Origin of the sequence: Aquisediminimonas profunda, assembly GCF_019443285.1 — a bacterium.
Lineage (GTDB): Bacteria > Pseudomonadota > Alphaproteobacteria > Sphingomonadales > Sphingomonadaceae > Aquisediminimonas > Aquisediminimonas profunda.
This window is the reverse complement of the sequence record NZ_CP080327.1, coordinates 1441475-1457723: the sequence shown is the minus strand read 5'-3', so window position 1 is coordinate 1457723 and position 16249 is coordinate 1441475. Positions and strand designations below refer to the sequence as shown.

The window sequence follows — 16249 nt, the reverse complement described above, 5'->3', positions numbered from 1 at the left end:
CCGCCCCTCGCGGAGCGGCCAAGACATTGGAAACAGGTCTAACGCAGGACGGCGTTCAGGGCAAGTTTCCATTGTTCGATCGGACGTTATCTGCAGCCGCGTCACAAACAAGTGCCACACCTGCATCCAAATTCTGCCCACGGTCGGTAGGGGGTTAGACGTTTTCGAAGACAAATGAAGATTTTTACAAAAGGCCTTCCCGATGAAATTTCGCATGACAAAATTTGCCGTCATCCTGTCCACCCTCTGTCTTCAGGTCGCAACCACCCCTGCGTTGCAGGCAGCGACACTGGATGACGCATCGTCCGCCAGACAGAATTCCCAAGTCCGCACAGGTGCCTTTGCAGGAGCGCGAATCCGGCTTGCCGTTGGCGGTCAGACGAGAGAACCAAGATTGCGCGCAGGCTTCTCCTTCGCTGCCATGCAATCCGGCCAGACCCGACGCGGCGCATCCTTCACGCGTTTCGGGGAGGGGCTCGAATTCGGCGTCAACAGCAGCAATAGCCAGCCGCACATGTCGCTTGCGGGGTACAGTCTGACTTCCGAGCGGCTCGGAGCTGTTCAGGATGAGCAGGGCAAAAATCGCGGCTTAACGCTGCGGACTGCCGCCTTCGTTGTAGGTGGCATCTTGCTTGCGGGGGCCGTTATTTACGGGTCTCTCGTCATCAAGGGATCCAAAAACACACAATAGCGAACTGGCCGTTCAAACCACCAGAACGATCTTCCCGACATGGTCGCCGCCTTCCATCCGCGCATGGGCGGCGGCGGCTTCGGCCAGCGGGAAGGTCCGGTCGATCACCGGTTTGAGCTTGCCGGCCTCGACATGGGGCCAGACAACGCGCTGGAGTTCTTCGGCAACAAGCGTCTTGAATGCGACCGGCCGCGCCCTCAGCGTTGACCCGGTCAATGTCAGGCGCTTCATCATGATCATGGCAATGTTGATTTCGGCCGAAATCCCCCGCTGGACGGCAATCGTCACATTGCGACCGTCTTCTGCCAGGCATTGGACATTGCGCGGGAGATAATCGCCGCCAACCATGTCGAGCACAACCTGCACGCCCTTGCCGCCCGTGATGGCCTGAACCTCACTCACAAAGTCCTGCGTCGCATAGTTGATGGCGTGATCTGCACCCAGCTCCCGCGCGCGGGCGCACTTGCCGTCCGAGCCGCATGTCACGATCACGGTCAGTCCGAACAGCTTGCCCAGCGCAATGGCCATTGTGCCGATGCCGCTGGTGCCGCCATGCACAAGCACGGTATCGCCCTCCGCGGCATAGGCCCGCTCGAACAGGTTGGTCCACACGGTGAAGAGCGTCTCGGGCATTGCTGCCGCTTCGATCATCGAGATGGCGTCGGGCACGGGCAGACACTGGCCAAGCGGCGCCGCGCAATATTCGGCATAGCCACCGCCAGCCACGAGCGCACAGACCCTCTGGCCGATCCGACCGGGATCCACGCCGTCTCCCACCGCAATGATGTCCCCGGCCACTTCAAGCCCGGGAATGCTGGGCGCCCCCGGTGGCGGCGGATACATGCCCCGCCTTTGCAGGACATCGGGCCGATTGACGCCCGCGGCTGCGACCCTGATCAACACCTCTCCCGCCCCGAGGAGCGGGACCGGCCGGGTTGCCGGTTGAAGGACTTCAGGACCGCCCGGGGCGGCAGGATCAATGGCAATCATGGATTCGGGATGAACTGGCACGCGGATCCCCCTGTTTCGAAACGCACAAGCCTTATTGACTTGGGCGGCGGTTCGGTCAACGATTCACCCATGGACATGGATGAATTGTTCGCAAAGCGGCCACAGGATCCGCTGACCTTGCTGGTGAAGCAAGATCTTGACCCATTGTCCGTTAATGAATTGAAGGAGCGGGTGGCAATCCTGGAGGCAGAGATTGCGCGCGTGAATCGAAAGATCGAAGGGTCCGTTAATTTTCGGGCAAGTGCGGAAGGGTTATTCAAACGCTGACTTGATGTTTGGCATCTCAGGCCCGACATAGGGAGCGAAGGAGCAACAAATGCCATCTTTTGCCCGTGAACTGGAAACCACGCTGCACAATGCGCTTGCCGCTGCGTCCAGCCGCAAACATGAATATGCGACGCTGGAGCACCTGCTCTACGCGTTGATTGATGACGAGCATGCGTCAAAGGTCATGGTCGCGTGCGGCGTGGATCTTGGCGAGCTCAAGGACACTGTTGCCCATTATCTGGATACCGAACTGGAATCGCTGAAAGTCCAGGGCGATTCCGACCCGTCACCGACGAGCGGGTTCCAGCGCGTCGTGCAGCGCGCGATCCTCCATGTCCAGTCTTCGGGCCGGGACGACGTCACGGGCGCGAATGTTCTTGTGGCACTGTTTTCAGAACGCGAGAGCTATGCCGTCTACTTCCTGCAGCAGCAGGACATGAGCCGCCTTGATGCAGTCAGCTTCATTTCACATGGCGTGGGCAAGGGCACCGAAGTCCCCGAAACACGCGAAGTGAAGGGGACCGAAGACAAGGAAGAAAAGAAGCAGGAAGCGCAGGGCAAGAACAAGCAGGAATCCGCGCTCAAGCAATTCTGCGTCGATCTGAACGAAAAGGCGCGCACCGGAAAAGTCGATCCACTGATCGGCCGCGGTCCCGAAGTTGACCGGACCGTGCAGATCCTTTGCCGCCGCTCCAAGAACAACCCGCTGTATGTGGGCGAGCCCGGCGTCGGCAAGACCGCCATTGCGGAAGGTCTGGCGCGCAAGATCATCGAAGGCGATGTGCCCGAAGTCCTGCTTCCCGCCGTCATATATTCGCTTGATATGGGCGCCCTGCTTGCCGGGACACGCTATCGCGGCGATTTCGAAGAGCGGTTGAAAGCTGTCGTCAGCGAACTTGAAAAACTGCCCCATGCGATCCTGTTCATCGACGAGATCCACACCGTCATTGGCGCGGGCGCGACATCCGGCGGAGCCATGGATGCCTCCAACCTGCTGAAGCCTGCGCTGTCGGGCGGCACGATCCGGTGCATCGGTTCGACGACCTACAAGGAATTCCGCAATCACTTCGAAAAGGATCGCGCGCTTCTCCGCCGGTTCCAGAAGATCGACGTGAACGAACCGACGGTCGAAGACACGATCAAGATTCTGTCCGGCCTGCGCAGTGCCTTTGAGAGCCATCACAGCGTCAAATACACGCCGGACGCAATCAAGTCCGCCGTGGAACTGTCCGCGCGCTACATCAATGACCGCAAATTGCCGGACAAGGCGATCGACGTCATCGACGAAGTCGGCGCCATGCAAATGCTGGTGCCGCCGGCAAAGCGCAAGAAGATCATCACGCCCAAGGAAATCGAGGCCGTGATCGCGACCATGGCGCGTATCCCTCCGAAAACAGTGTCCAGCGATGACAAGAAGTCACTGGAAACCCTCGAAGCGGATCTGAAGCGGGTGGTCTTCGGTCAGAATGACGCCATCGAGAAGCTCGCTTCGGCGATCAAATTGTCGCGGGCTGGCCTGCGCGATCCCGAAAAGCCGATTGGCTCCTATCTGTTCACCGGGCCGACCGGCGTCGGCAAGACGGAAGTCGCCCGTCAGCTTGCGTCGATCATGGGCATTCCGCTCCAGCGGTTCGACATGAGCGAATATATGGAACGGCACTCCGTCAGCCGCCTGATCGGTGCGCCTCCGGGCTATGTCGGCTATGATCAGGGTGGTCTCTTGACCGATGCGGTCGATCAGCAGCCGCATTCGGTCCTGCTGCTCGACGAAATCGAGAAGGCCCATCCAGACCTTTTCAACATCCTGCTGCAGGTGATGGACAATGGCCGCCTGACCGATCACCACGGCAAGACAGTCGATTTCCGCAATGTCATCCTGATCATGACGACCAATGCGGGCGCCAGCGACATGGCGCGCGAAACAGTCGGCTTTGGCAATCTCACCCGCGAGGGCGAGGATGGCGAAGCGGTCAAGAAGATGTTCACCCCCGAATTCCGCAACCGGCTCGATGCCGTTGTGCCTTTCGGATATTTGCCGCCGGAAGTCGTGGCGCGGGTCGTCGAGAAGTTCATTCTCGAACTCGAACTCCAGCTTGCCGACCGCGATGTGCACATCAAGCTCGACGATGCTGCCAAGGCATGGTTGACCGAACGGGGTTATGACAAGCTCTATGGCGCCCGGCCAATGAGCCGTCTGATCCAGGAAAAGATCAAGCAGCCGCTGGCCGAGGAACTCTTGTTCGGCAAGCTTGTCCACGGTGGCGAAGTCGCGGTTCACCTGAAGGACGGTGCGATGGCTTTCGAAATCACGCCTGCGCCCCCCAAGAAGGGAAAGAAGGGCGGCAAGGCGAAGGCAAAAGCCGGAGCCTGAGGCCGAATTGAGAAGTTTCGGACGCGCGCCGTGCGCGTCCGAAACTACTTCAGATGGCGCCGAAACCAGGCCAGCCCTTCGGCAAAGCCCTGTTTTGCCGCAGCTTCATTGTAGCTCGGGCGATAGTCGGCAAAGAATCCGTGATCGGCACCCGCGAAGACATGGATTGTCGAAGGCTTTTTGGCAGCTTTCAGCGCAGCGTTCATCGTCGCGACGTCGGCCTGGGTGATGCCCTTGTCCAAAGCGCCATAGAGCCCGAGGACCGGTGCCTTGATTGCAGGGACGAGATCGATCGGATTCTTCGGCTGAAGAACAGTCGGCTGACCAACGACGCGACCGTAACAGGCAACGCCCGCCTTCAGGCGCGGATTGTGCGCCGCATAGAGCCAGACAATACGGCCACCCCAGCAAAACCCCGTAATGCCCAGTTTCGCGGCATTGCCGCCGTCCGTGCCGGCAAATTGCGCTACGGCATCCAGATCGCCCATGACTTGCGCATCCGGCACTTTCGAGACGATATCGCCGATCAGAACCTTGAAGTCGGCGATTTTGGTGGCATCGCCCTGGCGCTGGTAAAGATCGGGCGCAATGGCATAGAATCCCGCCTTGGCATAACGGCGGCAGATATCCTTCACCCACTCATGCAGCCCGAAGATTTCCTGCACGACAATGACCACTGGCAGGTTGCGCTTTCCCGACGGCTTGGCGCGATAGGCATTCATCCGCAGGCCGGCAGTCTGAAAGCTCGTCATCCCGGCATCGAGGCCGATTACATCGGTCGTGATCGCAGAGGCGGCCACCGGCTGTGCCGCGAGAGCATAGCCTGTCAGGACGGCACTCCCCAGGATCGCCGCGCGGCGGTCAACCTGGGTTGAGCGGACCCAGTTCTGGTCCTCGCTCAGGCGTTCGGGGCTCTTGTCAGTCATGCAACCATTCTCCGTACAACGTGCGCGCGGCATCCTGCAGCCAAGTAAAAGCGGTTGGCAAGGCAAAGTCAATGTTCCATATATGTTCGCACGTCGATTCGTACCCGGAGTTGAAAATGACCGCCAGCCTGACCTTTTACACGAACCCAATGTCGCGCGGACAGATAGCCCGCTGGATGCTTGAGGAGGTTGGCGCACCTTACGATCAGGTGCTGCTCGACTTTGGCTCAGGCATGAAGGACGCGGCCTATCTGGCGATCAATCCGATGGGCAAGGTTCCGGCGATCAAGCATGGCGAGCATGTTGTCACCGAATGTGCGGCGATTTGCGCCTATCTGGCCGATGCTTTCCCTGATGCCGGGCTGGCCCCGCCACTGTCCGAACGCGCCGATTATTATCGCTGGCTTTTCTTCGCCGCCGGGCCGCTGGAGCAGGCCTTGGTCAACACATCGCTCGGCTTTGAAGTGCCTGCCGAAAAGACGGGCATGGCCGGATATGGCAGTTTCGCGCTGACGGTGGATGTGCTCGAACTGGCAGTCAGCAAGTATGACTATGTCGCGGGCCCGAAATTCTCCGCCGCCGATGTCTATGTCGGTTCGCAGATCGTCTGGGGCACCCGCTTTGGCACATTGCCCAAGCGCCCCGCCTTCGAATCGTACGCCGCGCGCATCACCGCGCGTCCCGCCTATATCCGGGCGAATGAAATCGATGGGGCGCTCAACGCCGAGGCGCGGAAAAGCAAGGCATGATCATCTGCCCGGGGCGGACGAGTGCGTCCCTCCCGGGCATGCCGCAAAACAGTCGCCGCTATTGCACCGTCACTGTGACAGCACGGCGGTTCCTTGCCCAGCTTGCCTCGTCAGAACCCATGGCATCGGGCCGTTCCTTGCCATAGCTGATCGTGGAAATGCGCGCCGAGTCGACGCCCAGAGAGGCCAGGAAGTTTTTCGCGGCATTGGCGCGACGATCGCCCAGCGCAATGTTGTAGTCACGCGTGCCGCGTTCGTCGCAATGCCCTTCAATCGTGACGCGCTTGGTCGGATAGCGGGCCAGCCAGCTTGCCTGGCTGCGCAGGACAGCCTGATCCTCTTCATCGATATCGAACTTGTCCGTGTCGAAATACACGCGGTCGGCCGTCACGCTCGCCACGAAATCGGCCTGGCTTCCGGGTAACGGCTTGTCGGCATTGGCATCCGGAGTGGCCTCACCCTGCTGGACTGGTGGAGGCGGAATATCCTCAACCTTGCGCTTGGGCGCACAAGCGGCAAGCGCCACTAGGGAAGCGACCATGACCAGTCGGGATGCAGTCTTGTTCATTGTCAGTCTCCTTCGTCCGATTAGGGTAAAATGGGGCCCCAGGCCGGGTCCGACCCGTCAAGAGGCGTTGGAATGCGGCGCTCATTCACGCCAGTCAGATCCACTTGCCAGACCCCCGTCTTGCCACTGCCTTGTGCCGTCCTGAAAAACTGGATCACGCGCCCATTGGGCGACCAGCTTGGCGCTTCGTCCTGCCAGCTGTCCGTAAGCAGACGCTCGCCTCCGCCAGACGGGGACATCACGCCGATACGGAAATTACCCGCAATCCGTGTAAAGGCAATCAGGTCGCCACGTGGGCTCCATTCGGGCGTTGCATAGCGGCCACCGCCAAAACTGATGCGTTGCTGGCCGGAGCCGTCGGCGTTCATCACATAGATCTGCTGGCTGCCGGACCGGTCACTTTCAAAGACGATCTTGCTGCCGTCGGGTGAGAAGCTCCCGCCCGTATCGATTCCGGGGGAATTGGTGAGCCGCTGGGGCGAGCCGCCACTCGCGGAAATACGATAGATATCCGTGTTGCCGGCCACGGCCATCGAATAGAGGATCGTCTTGCCATCCGGCGAAAAGCGGGGCGAAAAGGTCGGGTTGGCGCTTTCAGTCACCAGCTTCTGGGTTCCGGAAGCCACATCATAGATGAAGATGCGCGGGCGGCTTCCCAGATAGCTCAGATAGACGATCGACTTGTAGTCGGGCGAGAAGCGCGGTGTCAGTGCAAGCGTCTGCCCGTTGGTAATGAAACGGTGGTTCGCCCCGTCTGAATCCATGATTGCGAGACGTTTGATGCGATGATTCTTCGGACCACTTTCGGCGATATAGGCAATCCGGCTATCGAAGAACGGGCTTTCGCCGGACAGGCGCGCATAGATTGCATCTGCGCATTTGTGCGCTGCCCGCCGCCAGTCACGCGGTGCAATGACATAGCCTTGCCGCGTCAGTTCGGATTTGAGGGCGACGTCGTAAAGATAGCATCCAACAGTCAGTTCGCCATTAGCGCTGGCACGGACATAACCCTGCACGAGCGCTTCGGCGCCCGACGCTGACCAAGCCTCGAATTGCGGTGAGGTCACCTCATCATTGCCGATCGCGCGAATCCCTCCGGGACCGACCGGCTTGAAAAGCCCCGATCCCCTGAGATCCGCCGCGATCACTTCGGCAATCTGGCGACCAAGCATATCGGTTGACCCGGCAGGCGTGGCCGTGGCTTGCGGCGTGGGGAGGACAGGAACGGCAATGGTGAGGTCATTGCCGCTTTCGTCCGTCACATCGACGCTCAATTGTGCCTGCGCAGGACCAGCACCCAACAGGCATGCCAGGCTGAAACCAAGAACCAGACGAAAATTCATTGTGACAGCCTCTTGTCAAATGTCGGACGGATGACCTTCCAGGCATCGTAATATTCGGCTGGAAGTTGGAAAGGGGCGGCCAGACGAACCGCCCTGATTGCCTGATCGACATGCAATTTTGCCTGAATACGATTGCTGTCATTGACGCCGGTTTGCGAATCCAGTGTCGGTGCTCCGTCAATCGAGCCATCACGCTTCAGGCGGACGATCAATGTTGTGCGCAAAAGCTCGACATCGGCCCCGGTGGGCGATTTCCAGTGCGGCTTCAGCTGGCGGCGGATTTCCGCTCCTATCGAGGATGCGACAGCCGGACCGATTGTCTTTGCGGGTGTGCCCGTGCTTGCCGGGGCATCAGTCAAACCTGCAACAAGATCCCGCGAAAGCCCTGATCGACGCTGCGCCTGCGCAGGCTTTGTCTTGGCCGGTTCGGCCTTTGGCGTGGGCTTTGCGGGAGCGGGAGCCTTGGTAACAGGCTTGTCTGCCGCCTTTGGCTGGGGAGCCGATGTGGGCGCAGGAGGCGCAACCTGCTGTTCGACTGGTGCCGGATCTTCCGCTGTGGCACCAGCTGGCGCAGGTGTTGGTTCCGGGGCTGCAGAGTCCAGAGCGACCGTATCAACCAGCGACACGTCGATGGGCTCTGCATCATATTTCGGAAGTTCCGGTGGCTTCAGCAAATTGAGCGACAGCGCAGCAAAAAGCATCGCATGCGCGACAATCGCAACGCCAAGCCCGGTCTGTTCGGCGCGATCCACTATCTGTCCTGGCCCGCATCACCCGTTGTGACGAGCGACACGCGATTGAGACCCGCGCGATTGAGTTCCCCCATCACGCGCATCACTGTGCCATAATCAAGCGTTCGGTCAGCCCGAAGATAGATCTGCGGCGGTTCCGACCCGGCTCGTTCGGCAACCGCTGCCAACCGTGCGGGGAGTTCGGCAAAGGGGACAAGCTGCTCCCCGATGTAGAGCGCTCCGGTCTCATCGAGAGAGACCTTTATGGGCGTCTTGTCCTGTTCAAGCGCCTTGGCCCGGCTGTCCGGCAGGTTCAGCGGAACGCCAGCCATCAACAACGGCGCGGTAATCATGAAAATGATGAGCAGCACCAGCATGACGTCGACCATCGGCGTCACGTTGATTTCGGCCATTGGCGCGCGTCTGGAGCGGCGACGGGTGGCAGATGGAACGGGCGTCACTGATCAAGCTCCAGTTCGCGGCTCAAGGTTGCATGGAAACGGTCCGCAAAGCGGTTGAGCTGCGCTTCAAGCCGGTTCAGCACATGCCCGAAGCGATTGTAGGCGATAACTGCGGGGATGGCTGCGAACAGACCCAGTGCGGTTGCAAACAGCGCTTCGGCAATGCCGGGAGCCACCACAGCGAGCGAGGAATTCTGCTCGGCTGCAATCGCCGTAAAGGAGCGCATGATACCCCAGACTGTGCCAAAAAGACCAACGAACGGGGCCACGCTGCCAATTGTCGCCAGGACGTTGAGCCTGTCCGACAGGCGGTCGATTTCGGCCGCAACGGCCGTCCCCATGGCGCTGGCCAGACGGGCGCGCGTGCCTTCACGATCGATTGTCCGCCGCCCGACGGTCGAGCTTCGCCACTCCGCCAGCCCAGCCTGCATGACCCGCGCACTGGGCAGCCTAGAACCCTTGTGGGCCTGCTGGAAGGCATGGGGATCCGTTGAATCCTTGAAATCGCGCTCGAACTGCCGGGTTTCGTGACCAACGTTGCGCAGTTTCAGCCACTGGCCGACAATGATTGTCCAGGTCCAGATGCTTGCGAGAAGCAATCCGATCATGACGATCTTCACGATGATGTCGGCCTGCAGAAACAGGGCGATCGGCGAAAGCGTCGCAGCGTCTGTGTTGAGAACAAGGGCTTGCATCAGTGTCAGGAGTCCTTTGGCAACAAAGTTTCAAAAGCGGCGATCCAGGGCTTTGGCTGGCGCCTTGGCCGTCCCTCACGCGAGAGAAATGCCGCGACAACACGAGCCTGGGTGAGCATTTCATCACCCAACATGACTCGTTGATGAATCACGACCGTCGCAGCACCCAGATGTTCGACGGTGCTGATGACACACAGCAAGTCATCAAAGCGCGCCGGCCGTTTGTATTTGATCTCGAGTTCGGACACCGCATAGACGCCCTCGCCGTTGTCGAAGGCCTCGCGCTGGTCAATACCCGCACACTTGAGCATGTCGGATCGCGCCCGCTCCATGTAGCGCAAATAGTTGGCGTGATAGACCAGGCCGGAAAAGTCGGTGTCCTCAAAATAGATGCGCAGCGGGAATTGATGTTCCCGGCCGACGAAGCGGCCGCCAGGATGCGGGGCTGACGTCATGACCCCCCTCTATCGCTTCGGATTCGCAACGGCAAATGACAGATCAAGAAAAATCGTCGGTCTAGCGTGCAACGGGCGGGCCAAAGCCAAGGAGCCGCGTGACGTTCAAGGCAACGGCAATGCGATAGGCGAACAACGGTAACAGCAATCCTGCAACAGTGACGAGAACCAGAGCCAGGATTGGATCGGCGAGACCCGCCATTTGCAGGCCTGCGCGCGTGGCAGCGGAAAAGATCGTGTGCATGAGGAATATGGGCATCGACAGCCGGCCCAGAACCTCAAGCCAAGTCATCGAGGGAATAACCACCCCGAGCCACATGACCGTCGCAATTGTTGCAACGGAGCCAAGCACGGCCAATGCATAAATGGTGAGCGCATCGTGCGCTGGCGGCCCGACCGGCAGAATCAGGGCAGCAAACCAGGCCCAGGCTCCAGCGGCAACGGCAAGCTGCGCTGCCGGTCGTGCTGCAAGCCGGGCCAGCAAGGGTGGGGCAAAGATGCCAAGCACGACATAGGGGAGAAAATGAAGCGCGCGAAAGAAGATGGAGCCGCTCGGAATGCTGCACCACACGACCACCGCGAGAAGTGTCAGCGCAAGCAGAAGCCAGCGTCGCGGCAGGATGAGCGCAATCGCCAACTGGCAAAGAAACAGAACGTAGAGAAACCAGAACTGCTCGATCGGGACCAGCGGTATAGCTAGCAGATCGGACGACGTGATCGGATTGTTCGTGTAGCCCGCGCTCGCGATTTTCAGACTGCCATGGACAAAGGACCACAAAAAATAGGGCCAAGCGACCGTCTGCAGCTTGTTCAGGATGAACTCCCTGCGGCCGCGAGCCACGCCGCGTTCGATGTTCAAACCCGCCAAAATGAAGAACAGCGGCATGTGGAAAGCATAGATGACAGTATCAAAGTAAATCGGCCAGCCCGTTGACGGCAGCATATTGACATGAACCAGCCCACGAGCGGCATGTGCGTAGACGACAAGAATGATGCCGACTCCGCGCGCGATGTCGATCCATTTCATGCGAGTGGAAGGCAATGTCATCAGGCGTCGAAAAGCCCGTCTTGCGCGCCTGCCGGAGGATTGCGCCCAAGGTGTTTCCATCCGCCGGCATTGAGGCAGCGTCCCCGTGCTGTTCGCGCAATCAGACCAAGCTGGATCAGAAAGGGCTCGATCACTTCCTCGATCGTGTCGCGTGGTTCCGAAAGGCCCGCTGCAAGCGTTTCGACACCGACAGGACCACCCTTGTAGATGTCTGCGATCATGGTCAGGTATCGGCGATCCATCGCGTCCAGGCCAAGCGCATCGACTTCAAGACGGTTCAGCGCGGCATCGGCCACCTTGGCAGAGACAGTAGCTTCACCTGCAACATTGGCAAAATCGCGAACGCGGCGAAGCAGCCGTCCCGCAATGCGAGGCGTACCGCGCGCGCGTCGTGCAATTTCCCTGGCCCCGTCCTCGGCAATGGTGAGATCAAGAAGTGCTGCGGCCCGGCGGATGACCTTTTCCAATTCCTCGACCGAATAGAATGTCAGGCGAACGGGGATTCCGAACCTGTCACGCAGCGGCGTCGTCAGAAGGCCCTGGCGGGTCGTGGCTCCAACCAGCGTGAATTTTGGCAAGTCGATCCTCACCGAGCGCGCGGACGGCCCTTCGCCGATCATCAAGTCCAGTGCGCGATCTTCCATCGCCGGATAGAGAATTTCCTCGACCGCAGGATTGAGACGGTGGATCTCGTCGATGAAGAGGACGTCGCCGTCCTCAAGATTGGTCAGAAGAGCGGCAAGATCACCGGATTTGGCAATGACCGGCCCGGAGGTCGCCCGAAACCCCACCCCCATTTCACGTGCCACGATCTGCGCCAGCGTGGTTTTGCCCAATCCCGGCGGCCCGAAGAAGAGGACATGGTCGAGCGCATCGCCACGCGTCCGTGCCGCTTCGATAAACACCCGCAAATTCTCGCGCGCCGCCTTCTGGCCAACGAATTCGTCCAGTGTTTTGGGACGCAAAGCAGCGTCCACATCCTCGGGACGGTGGCTCGAAGTCAGGATGCGATCATCGTCGGTCATTTGGCCGCTTTCTTCAGCGCAAGCCGCACCAATGCGTCAAGCGTTGCGTCGGTGCCCAGTTCGGCCTCAGCGGCAGCAACGGCCGCTCCCGCTTCAGCAGGCCGAAAGCCAAGATTGGCGAGGGCCGAAACCGCATCGGCTGCAAATCCGCCCGTTGCCTTGGGCAGCGCGCCTGCGGACCCGAGGGTGACACCGCCCACCTTGTCTTTCAGTTCCATGACGATGCGCTGCGCCAGTTTTGGACCAACACCATTGGCGCGAGCGACCATCGCCTTGTCTTCGGTGGCCACCGCGCGGCTCAGGTCTTCGGCGTCAAGCGTGGACAGGATCGCGAGTGCAACCTTGCCTCCCACGCCCTGGACACCCGTCAGAAGGCGGAACCAGTCACGCTCTCCAGCCGAGCCGAACGCAAAGAGCGTCATGGCATCTTCGCGTACCTGCATTTCTGTGAAGACCATCACCTGTCCGCCAATAGGGCCAAGAACGGAAAGGGTCCGTGCCGACGCCTGCACCAGATACCCTACGCCTCCCACATCGATCACTGCATGGTCAGCGGCACTTTCGGCCAATAGTCCAGTGAGGCGGGCAATCATGGCCATGCTTGTAGCCACGCGATTTGCAAAAGGGAATCACGATCACCCAATGCGCCGCGCACTCGCCAGATGATGCGCATGCGTGATCGCAACAGCCAGCGCATCCGCAGCATCGGCGCCGGTAATCCTGATTCCGGGCAAGAGCCGCGCAACCATGGCATGAACCTGCGCCTTTTCGGCATTACCGACGCCCACGACAGCCTTCTTGACAAGGCGCGCAGCATATTCGCCGACTTCGAGGCCGGTGCGTGCGGCCGCAAGCAGACAGACGCCCCGCGCCTGCCCGAGCTTCAAGGTCGATTGCGGATTGGCATTGACGAAGACTTCTTCAACAGCTGCAGCCTCCGGGCTGTGCTGGATCATCAAGTCGGTCAGGGCGCGGTCGAGCGCAACCAGCCTTTCAGGCAGAGGCGCCTTGGGATCGGTGGCAATTTGCCCATTGGCAATATGGCTAAGCCGGTTTCCAACCGCTGCGATCACGCCCCAGCCGGTCGTCCCCAGTCCCGGATCGAGGCCGAGAATGATCAGCCCAGCTTCTCCATCACGTCATCGGGCACATCATAATTGCCCCAGACCGTCTGGACATCATCGTCATCATCGAGCGCATCGAGCAATTTCATGAGCGTGCCGGCTTCGCCTTCGCCAACTGTGACCGTCGTTTGCGGTCGCCAGGCGAGCTTGACCGCTTCCGGAGCACCAAGCTTGGCTTCAAGCGCCTTTGCAACTTCATGGAGTTCGTCCATCGCAGTCCAGATTTCGTGCCCGTCGTCAGACGATTCGACGTCGGCTGCACCCGCTTCCAATGCCGCCTCGAAAACTGTGTCCGGATCGCCGGCCTTTGCAGCATAGATTATCTGCCCCAGCCGGTCGAAGGCATGGCTGACTGCACCCGGCGCACCGAGGTTTCCACCATTCTTCGAAACTGCGGTGCGGACATTGGTTGCGGTGCGATTGCGATTGTCGGTCAGGGCCTCGATGATCAGCGAAACGCCACCGGGGCCGAACCCCTCGTAGCGAATTTCCTCATAGTTATCGCCTTCGCCCGTCGTCGCCTTGTTGATCGCGCGTTCGATATTGTCCTTTGGCATCGATTGGGCACGCGCGGCGAGGACCGCAGAACGAAGCCGCGGATTCATGTCGGGATCGGGCACGCCTGACTTAGCAGCGACAGTAATTTCGCGCGAAAGCTTGGAAAACATTGCCGAGCGCTTCTTGTCCTGAGCGCCCTTGCGATACATGATGTTCTTGAACTTGGAATGGCCTGCCATGGAAACCGTTCTGAATGGAGTTGGGATGGGCGCGCCCTAGCCCAAAGACGTTCCCCGGGGCAAGTTTTCACCCAAGTTTGACGGCGGTCCCCGAAGCGGTGACCATGAGCATCGAGCCGCCCTGCCCCAGAACTTCATAGTCAAGGTCAATCCCGATCACGGCGTCGGCACCCAACGAAAGCGCTTCCTGCGCAATTTCATCGAGCGAGGTCTTGCGGGCGTCACGGAGAGTGGACTCATAGGACCCGGAACGGCCACCGACGATGTCGCGCACGCTTGCGAAAAGGTCCTTGAAAATATTTGCACCGACAATCACTTCGCCAGTCACGATTCCAAGATACTCGCGCACCGGGCGACCCTCGATGGCTGTAGTCGTGGACATTATCATCGCATCATCTCCTTCGTGTCAGAGGCCCAGAGCGGCCTTATAGGTGTCTAGGATCGCTTCCATTTCCTGGCGGTCATGCGTTTCCATTTTCCGCAGGCGCACGATCTGGCGCATGATCTTGGCATCATAGCCACGAGCCTTTGCTTCGGAATAGACATCGCGAATATCGTCGGCGATGCCCTTTTTCTCCTCCTCAAGCCGCTCGATACGCTCAATCAGAAGGCGCAGTTCATCTGCGGCTACAACGTCACTCATCACATTCTCCAGTTAGCAATTGCCGCTGCCCTAAGGCTGTGGCCGATGCTTGTCGAGATAGCCCAGAATGGCCGTACGGCTCTCGAAGCGGGCACGTTCGGTGTCCGGCGGGTCGAGGTTGATTGCATCATCAATCAGCGCGCGTGCAATAACACGCATCGTCCTCCCCATCTCTTGGCGCTTGCATTCGGGGACCATTGAAAAATGGGGTTGCAGAAATCGCGCAATATGGGCGTCCAACGCCGCGTGAGAGCTCCGAAGCAGCCCGGAAACGGGAAGCCGTGCTTCTTCCTGATCAAGGATGCGGGATAGTTGAGGGCGCTCCTGTTCGCCTGCCACCGATGCATCAATCAGAATGGTGACACCCTTTTCAAGCGTTTCTTCTTCAACGCTTTCGACGATCCGCCCCAGTGCATCGGCGCGCGCAGCCTGTTCACGCGCGATCAGGGCCACCATCAATGCGTCCTTGTTGGGGAAATACTGATAGAGGGTGCCGACACTCACGCCGGCGCGCATCGCGACCGCGTTGGTATTGAATCCAGCCAGTCCGGAAGCGGACAGAAGCTGAGCTGCCGCTTCGACAATCGCTTCCCATGTCGCCCGTGCGCGAGCTTGGACCGGGAGTTTTCTGGGCGAAATCTGGTTCTGTGACATGCGTTCAGGCCATTATGTGCAATGCGAGTAGATAAATATGAGCAAATATTCATATTTATTCCAGAATCAATTTACGGAGACCTGGCGATGGCCAAGCCCTACTTTATTTTCATGCCTTTGCGTGCGACGCCACGTTGGCTGGCCTTGACGCCAGAACAGCGCTTTTCCTTCCTCGGAGCCGTGATCGAACCCATCCTCACCCGCAACGACCGGGTGCGGCTGCGCTTCTTCGACTGTGAGTTCTATTCCGCGCATGTCTCGGACATGGCCATGTGGGAAACGGACGATCTTGCCGCCTGGCAGGCTCTGGTCGAGGACTTGCGCGAAACCGAGTTCTGGGATTCCTATTTCGAAGTAAAAGACGTCCTCCTTTCTGTGGAGAACGCCTACGCGCATCATTATGGAAAAGTCGCGATCAGCGGCTGAATTCAGGCGTTCCTTTTCATGCTTTCCTGCATCCGTGCCAACTGTTCCGGCGTTGCTTCTCCTTGGTGCTTCGCTTTCCATTCCGAATAGGGCATGCCGTATACCAGGCTCCGGCCTTCTTCTTTGGTCAACCCGCCAGCTTCGGCGACCCAATCGCCAAGACAATTGCGGCAAAAGCCGGCAAGCCCCATCAGGTCTACATTCTGGGCATCAGTCCGATGACGCAAATGAGCAACCAACCTACGGAACGCAGCTGCTGCTACGGCATCCTCGATATTTATATCCATCATTCGTCCTTTGCGGGATTCCATGGCTCATGGATAG

22 protein-coding genes are annotated in these 16249 nt (G+C 59.5%); 5 read left to right on the top strand and 17 right to left on the bottom strand.

Translation table 11 applies throughout. From position 1 onward, the window contains the following. Positions 1 to 214: 214 nt before the first annotated feature. Positions 215 to 691 carry a hypothetical protein gene (locus K0O24_RS07255; protein ID WP_219895176.1) on the top strand — a complete coding sequence of 159 codons (477 nt, stop codon included), beginning with the start codon at positions 215 to 217 and terminating at the stop codon, positions 689 to 691. Positions 692 to 703: 12 nt separating this feature from the next. Here the strand turns inward: K0O24_RS07255 and K0O24_RS07250 are convergent, their stop codons facing one another. Next, positions 704 to 1681 carry an NAD(P)H-quinone oxidoreductase gene (locus tag K0O24_RS07250; RefSeq protein ID WP_219895524.1) on the bottom strand — a complete coding sequence of 326 codons (978 nt, stop codon included), beginning with the start codon at positions 1679 to 1681 and terminating at the stop codon, positions 704 to 706. Positions 1682 to 1690: 9 nt separating this feature from the next. Here K0O24_RS07250 and K0O24_RS07245 point away from each other — a divergent pair, with 9 nt between their 5' ends. Further along, on the top strand, positions 1691 to 1969 hold the full coding sequence (locus tag K0O24_RS07245; protein ID WP_343211268.1) for a DUF1192 domain-containing protein: 279 nt from the start codon (positions 1691 to 1693) through the stop codon (positions 1967 to 1969). 49 nt (positions 1970 to 2018) lie between these two features. After that, on the top strand, positions 2019 to 4340 hold the full coding sequence (gene clpA, locus K0O24_RS07240; protein WP_219895175.1) for an ATP-dependent Clp protease ATP-binding subunit ClpA: 2322 nt from the start codon (positions 2019 to 2021) through the stop codon (positions 4338 to 4340). A 44-nt stretch (positions 4341 to 4384) separates the two neighbouring features. Here clpA and K0O24_RS07235 read toward each other — a convergent pair whose 3' ends face one another. Next, a complete protein-coding gene (locus tag K0O24_RS07235; protein ID WP_219895174.1) occupies positions 4385 to 5266 on the bottom strand; it encodes a dienelactone hydrolase family protein in 882 nt (293 codons plus the stop codon). Between the two features lie 116 nt (positions 5267 to 5382). Here K0O24_RS07235 and K0O24_RS07230 point away from each other — a divergent pair, with 116 nt between their 5' ends. Beyond that, a complete protein-coding gene (locus K0O24_RS07230) occupies positions 5383 to 6015 on the top strand; it encodes a glutathione S-transferase family protein (RefSeq protein WP_219895173.1) in 633 nt (210 codons plus the stop codon). A 58-nt stretch (positions 6016 to 6073) separates the two neighbouring features. Here K0O24_RS07230 and pal read toward each other — a convergent pair whose 3' ends face one another. The 14 genes from pal to K0O24_RS07160 all read right to left on the bottom strand — a co-directional run bounded on the left by pal (position 6074) and on the right by K0O24_RS07160 (position 15499). After that, a complete protein-coding gene (gene pal, locus K0O24_RS07225; RefSeq protein ID WP_246611163.1) occupies positions 6074 to 6583 on the bottom strand; it encodes a peptidoglycan-associated lipoprotein Pal in 510 nt (169 codons plus the stop codon). A 20-nt stretch (positions 6584 to 6603) separates the two neighbouring features. Further along, a complete protein-coding gene (tolB, locus tag K0O24_RS07220; protein ID WP_219895172.1) occupies positions 6604 to 7926 on the bottom strand; it encodes a Tol-Pal system beta propeller repeat protein TolB in 1323 nt (440 codons plus the stop codon). Then, positions 7923 to 8678 (bottom strand): cell envelope biogenesis protein TolA, encoded by a 756-nt coding sequence (locus K0O24_RS07215; RefSeq protein ID WP_219895171.1) that lies wholly within the window; start codon positions 8676 to 8678, stop codon positions 7923 to 7925. Before K0O24_RS07215 ends, tolB begins: the two co-directional genes overlap by 4 nt. Continuing rightward, the gene (locus tag K0O24_RS07210; protein WP_219895170.1) at positions 8678 to 9070 is read right to left on the bottom strand and encodes an ExbD/TolR family protein; all 393 of its coding nucleotides are present in this window, start codon (positions 9068 to 9070) and stop codon (positions 8678 to 8680) included. Before K0O24_RS07210 ends, K0O24_RS07215 begins: the two co-directional genes overlap by 1 nt. Positions 9071 to 9114: 44 nt before the next feature. After that, entirely contained in the window at positions 9115 to 9813 is a 699-nt protein-coding gene (gene tolQ / locus K0O24_RS07205; protein WP_219895169.1) for a protein TolQ, read from the bottom strand. 5 nt (positions 9814 to 9818) lie between these two features. Beyond that, positions 9819 to 10268, bottom strand: coding sequence for a YbgC/FadM family acyl-CoA thioesterase (locus tag K0O24_RS07200; protein WP_219895168.1), 450 nt, complete (start codon positions 10266 to 10268; stop codon positions 9819 to 9821). A 61-nt stretch (positions 10269 to 10329) separates the two neighbouring features. Next, on the bottom strand, positions 10330 to 11295 hold the full coding sequence (locus K0O24_RS07195) for an acyltransferase family protein (RefSeq protein WP_219895167.1): 966 nt from the start codon (positions 11293 to 11295) through the stop codon (positions 10330 to 10332). Between the two features lie 20 nt (positions 11296 to 11315). Further along, positions 11316 to 12341 carry a Holliday junction branch migration DNA helicase RuvB gene (gene ruvB / locus K0O24_RS07190; RefSeq protein ID WP_219895166.1) on the bottom strand — a complete coding sequence of 342 codons (1026 nt, stop codon included), beginning with the start codon at positions 12339 to 12341 and terminating at the stop codon, positions 11316 to 11318. Beyond that, positions 12338 to 12934, bottom strand: coding sequence for a Holliday junction branch migration protein RuvA (ruvA, locus tag K0O24_RS07185; RefSeq protein WP_219895522.1), 597 nt, complete (start codon positions 12932 to 12934; stop codon positions 12338 to 12340). The genes ruvB and ruvA overlap by 4 nt, the downstream gene beginning before the upstream one ends. A gap of 42 nt (positions 12935 to 12976) precedes the next feature. After that, on the bottom strand, positions 12977 to 13462 hold the full coding sequence (gene ruvC, locus K0O24_RS07180; protein WP_219895521.1) for a crossover junction endodeoxyribonuclease RuvC: 486 nt from the start codon (positions 13460 to 13462) through the stop codon (positions 12977 to 12979). Beyond that, positions 13459 to 14202 carry a YebC/PmpR family DNA-binding transcriptional regulator gene (locus tag K0O24_RS07175; RefSeq protein ID WP_219895165.1) on the bottom strand — a complete coding sequence of 248 codons (744 nt, stop codon included), beginning with the start codon at positions 14200 to 14202 and terminating at the stop codon, positions 13459 to 13461. The genes ruvC and K0O24_RS07175 overlap by 4 nt, the downstream gene beginning before the upstream one ends. Positions 14203 to 14269: 67 nt before the next feature. Beyond that, positions 14270 to 14590: a heavy metal-binding domain-containing protein gene (locus tag K0O24_RS07170; RefSeq protein WP_219895164.1), complete on the bottom strand. Its 321-nt coding sequence runs from the start codon at positions 14588 to 14590 to the stop codon at positions 14270 to 14272. An 18-nt stretch (positions 14591 to 14608) separates the two neighbouring features. Continuing rightward, positions 14609 to 14845 carry a DUF2312 domain-containing protein gene (locus K0O24_RS07165; RefSeq protein ID WP_219895163.1) on the bottom strand — a complete coding sequence of 79 codons (237 nt, stop codon included), beginning with the start codon at positions 14843 to 14845 and terminating at the stop codon, positions 14609 to 14611. Positions 14846 to 14875: 30 nt separating this feature from the next. Further along, the gene (locus tag K0O24_RS07160; protein WP_219895162.1) at positions 14876 to 15499 is read right to left on the bottom strand and encodes a TetR/AcrR family transcriptional regulator; all 624 of its coding nucleotides are present in this window, start codon (positions 15497 to 15499) and stop codon (positions 14876 to 14878) included. A gap of 87 nt (positions 15500 to 15586) precedes the next feature. Here K0O24_RS07160 and K0O24_RS07155 point away from each other — a divergent pair, with 87 nt between their 5' ends. Beyond that, positions 15587 to 15925, top strand: coding sequence for a darcynin family protein (locus K0O24_RS07155; RefSeq protein WP_219895161.1), 339 nt, complete (start codon positions 15587 to 15589; stop codon positions 15923 to 15925). Between the two features lie 2 nt (positions 15926 to 15927). Here the strand turns inward: K0O24_RS07155 and K0O24_RS07150 are convergent, their stop codons facing one another. Then, positions 15928 to 16236 (bottom strand): DUF1244 domain-containing protein, encoded by a 309-nt coding sequence (locus K0O24_RS07150; protein ID WP_246611162.1) that lies wholly within the window; start codon positions 16234 to 16236, stop codon positions 15928 to 15930. Positions 16237 to 16249 lie beyond the last annotated feature (13 nt).

Coding starts and splice junctions, on each gene's coding strand:
- K0O24_RS07165 (WP_219895163.1), bottom strand. CDS start 14,845: ATGAGTGACGTTGTAGCCGCAGATGAACTGCGCCTTCTGATTGAGCGT.
- K0O24_RS07230 (WP_219895173.1), top strand. CDS start 5,383: ATGACCGCCAGCCTGACCTTTTACACGAACCCAATGTCGCGCGGACAG.
- K0O24_RS07155 (WP_219895161.1), top strand. CDS start 15,587: ATGGCCAAGCCCTACTTTATTTTCATGCCTTTGCGTGCGACGCCACGT.
- K0O24_RS07195 (WP_219895167.1), bottom strand. CDS start 11,295: ATGAAATGGATCGACATCGCGCGCGGAGTCGGCATCATTCTTGTCGTC.
- tolQ (WP_219895169.1), bottom strand. CDS start 9,813: ATGCAAGCCCTTGTTCTCAACACAGACGCTGCGACGCTTTCGCCGATC.
- K0O24_RS07170 (WP_219895164.1), bottom strand. CDS start 14,590: ATGATAATGTCCACGACTACAGCCATCGAGGGTCGCCCGGTGCGCGAG.
- K0O24_RS07150 (WP_246611162.1), bottom strand. CDS start 16,236: ATGGAATCCCGCAAAGGACGAATGATGGATATAAATATCGAGGATGCC.
- ruvB (WP_219895166.1), bottom strand. CDS start 12,341: ATGACCGACGATGATCGCATCCTGACTTCGAGCCACCGTCCCGAGGAT.
- K0O24_RS07255 (WP_219895176.1), top strand. CDS start 215: ATGACAAAATTTGCCGTCATCCTGTCCACCCTCTGTCTTCAGGTCGCA.
- K0O24_RS07210 (WP_219895170.1), bottom strand. CDS start 9,070: ATGGCCGAAATCAACGTGACGCCGATGGTCGACGTCATGCTGGTGCTG.
- ruvA (WP_219895522.1), bottom strand. CDS start 12,934: ATGATTGCCCGCCTCACTGGACTATTGGCCGAAAGTGCCGCTGACCAT.
- K0O24_RS07160 (WP_219895162.1), bottom strand. CDS start 15,499: ATGTCACAGAACCAGATTTCGCCCAGAAAACTCCCGGTCCAAGCTCGC.
- clpA (WP_219895175.1), top strand. CDS start 2,019: ATGCCATCTTTTGCCCGTGAACTGGAAACCACGCTGCACAATGCGCTT.
- K0O24_RS07250 (WP_219895524.1), bottom strand. CDS start 1,681: ATGATTGCCATTGATCCTGCCGCCCCGGGCGGTCCTGAAGTCCTTCAA.
- K0O24_RS07175 (WP_219895165.1), bottom strand. CDS start 14,202: ATGGCAGGCCATTCCAAGTTCAAGAACATCATGTATCGCAAGGGCGCT.
- K0O24_RS07200 (WP_219895168.1), bottom strand. CDS start 10,268: ATGACGTCAGCCCCGCATCCTGGCGGCCGCTTCGTCGGCCGGGAACAT.
- K0O24_RS07235 (WP_219895174.1), bottom strand. CDS start 5,266: ATGACTGACAAGAGCCCCGAACGCCTGAGCGAGGACCAGAACTGGGTC.
- pal (WP_246611163.1), bottom strand. CDS start 6,583: ATGAACAAGACTGCATCCCGACTGGTCATGGTCGCTTCCCTAGTGGCG.
- tolB (WP_219895172.1), bottom strand. CDS start 7,926: ATGAATTTTCGTCTGGTTCTTGGTTTCAGCCTGGCATGCCTGTTGGGT.
- K0O24_RS07245 (WP_343211268.1), top strand. CDS start 1,691: ATGAACTGGCACGCGGATCCCCCTGTTTCGAAACGCACAAGCCTTATT.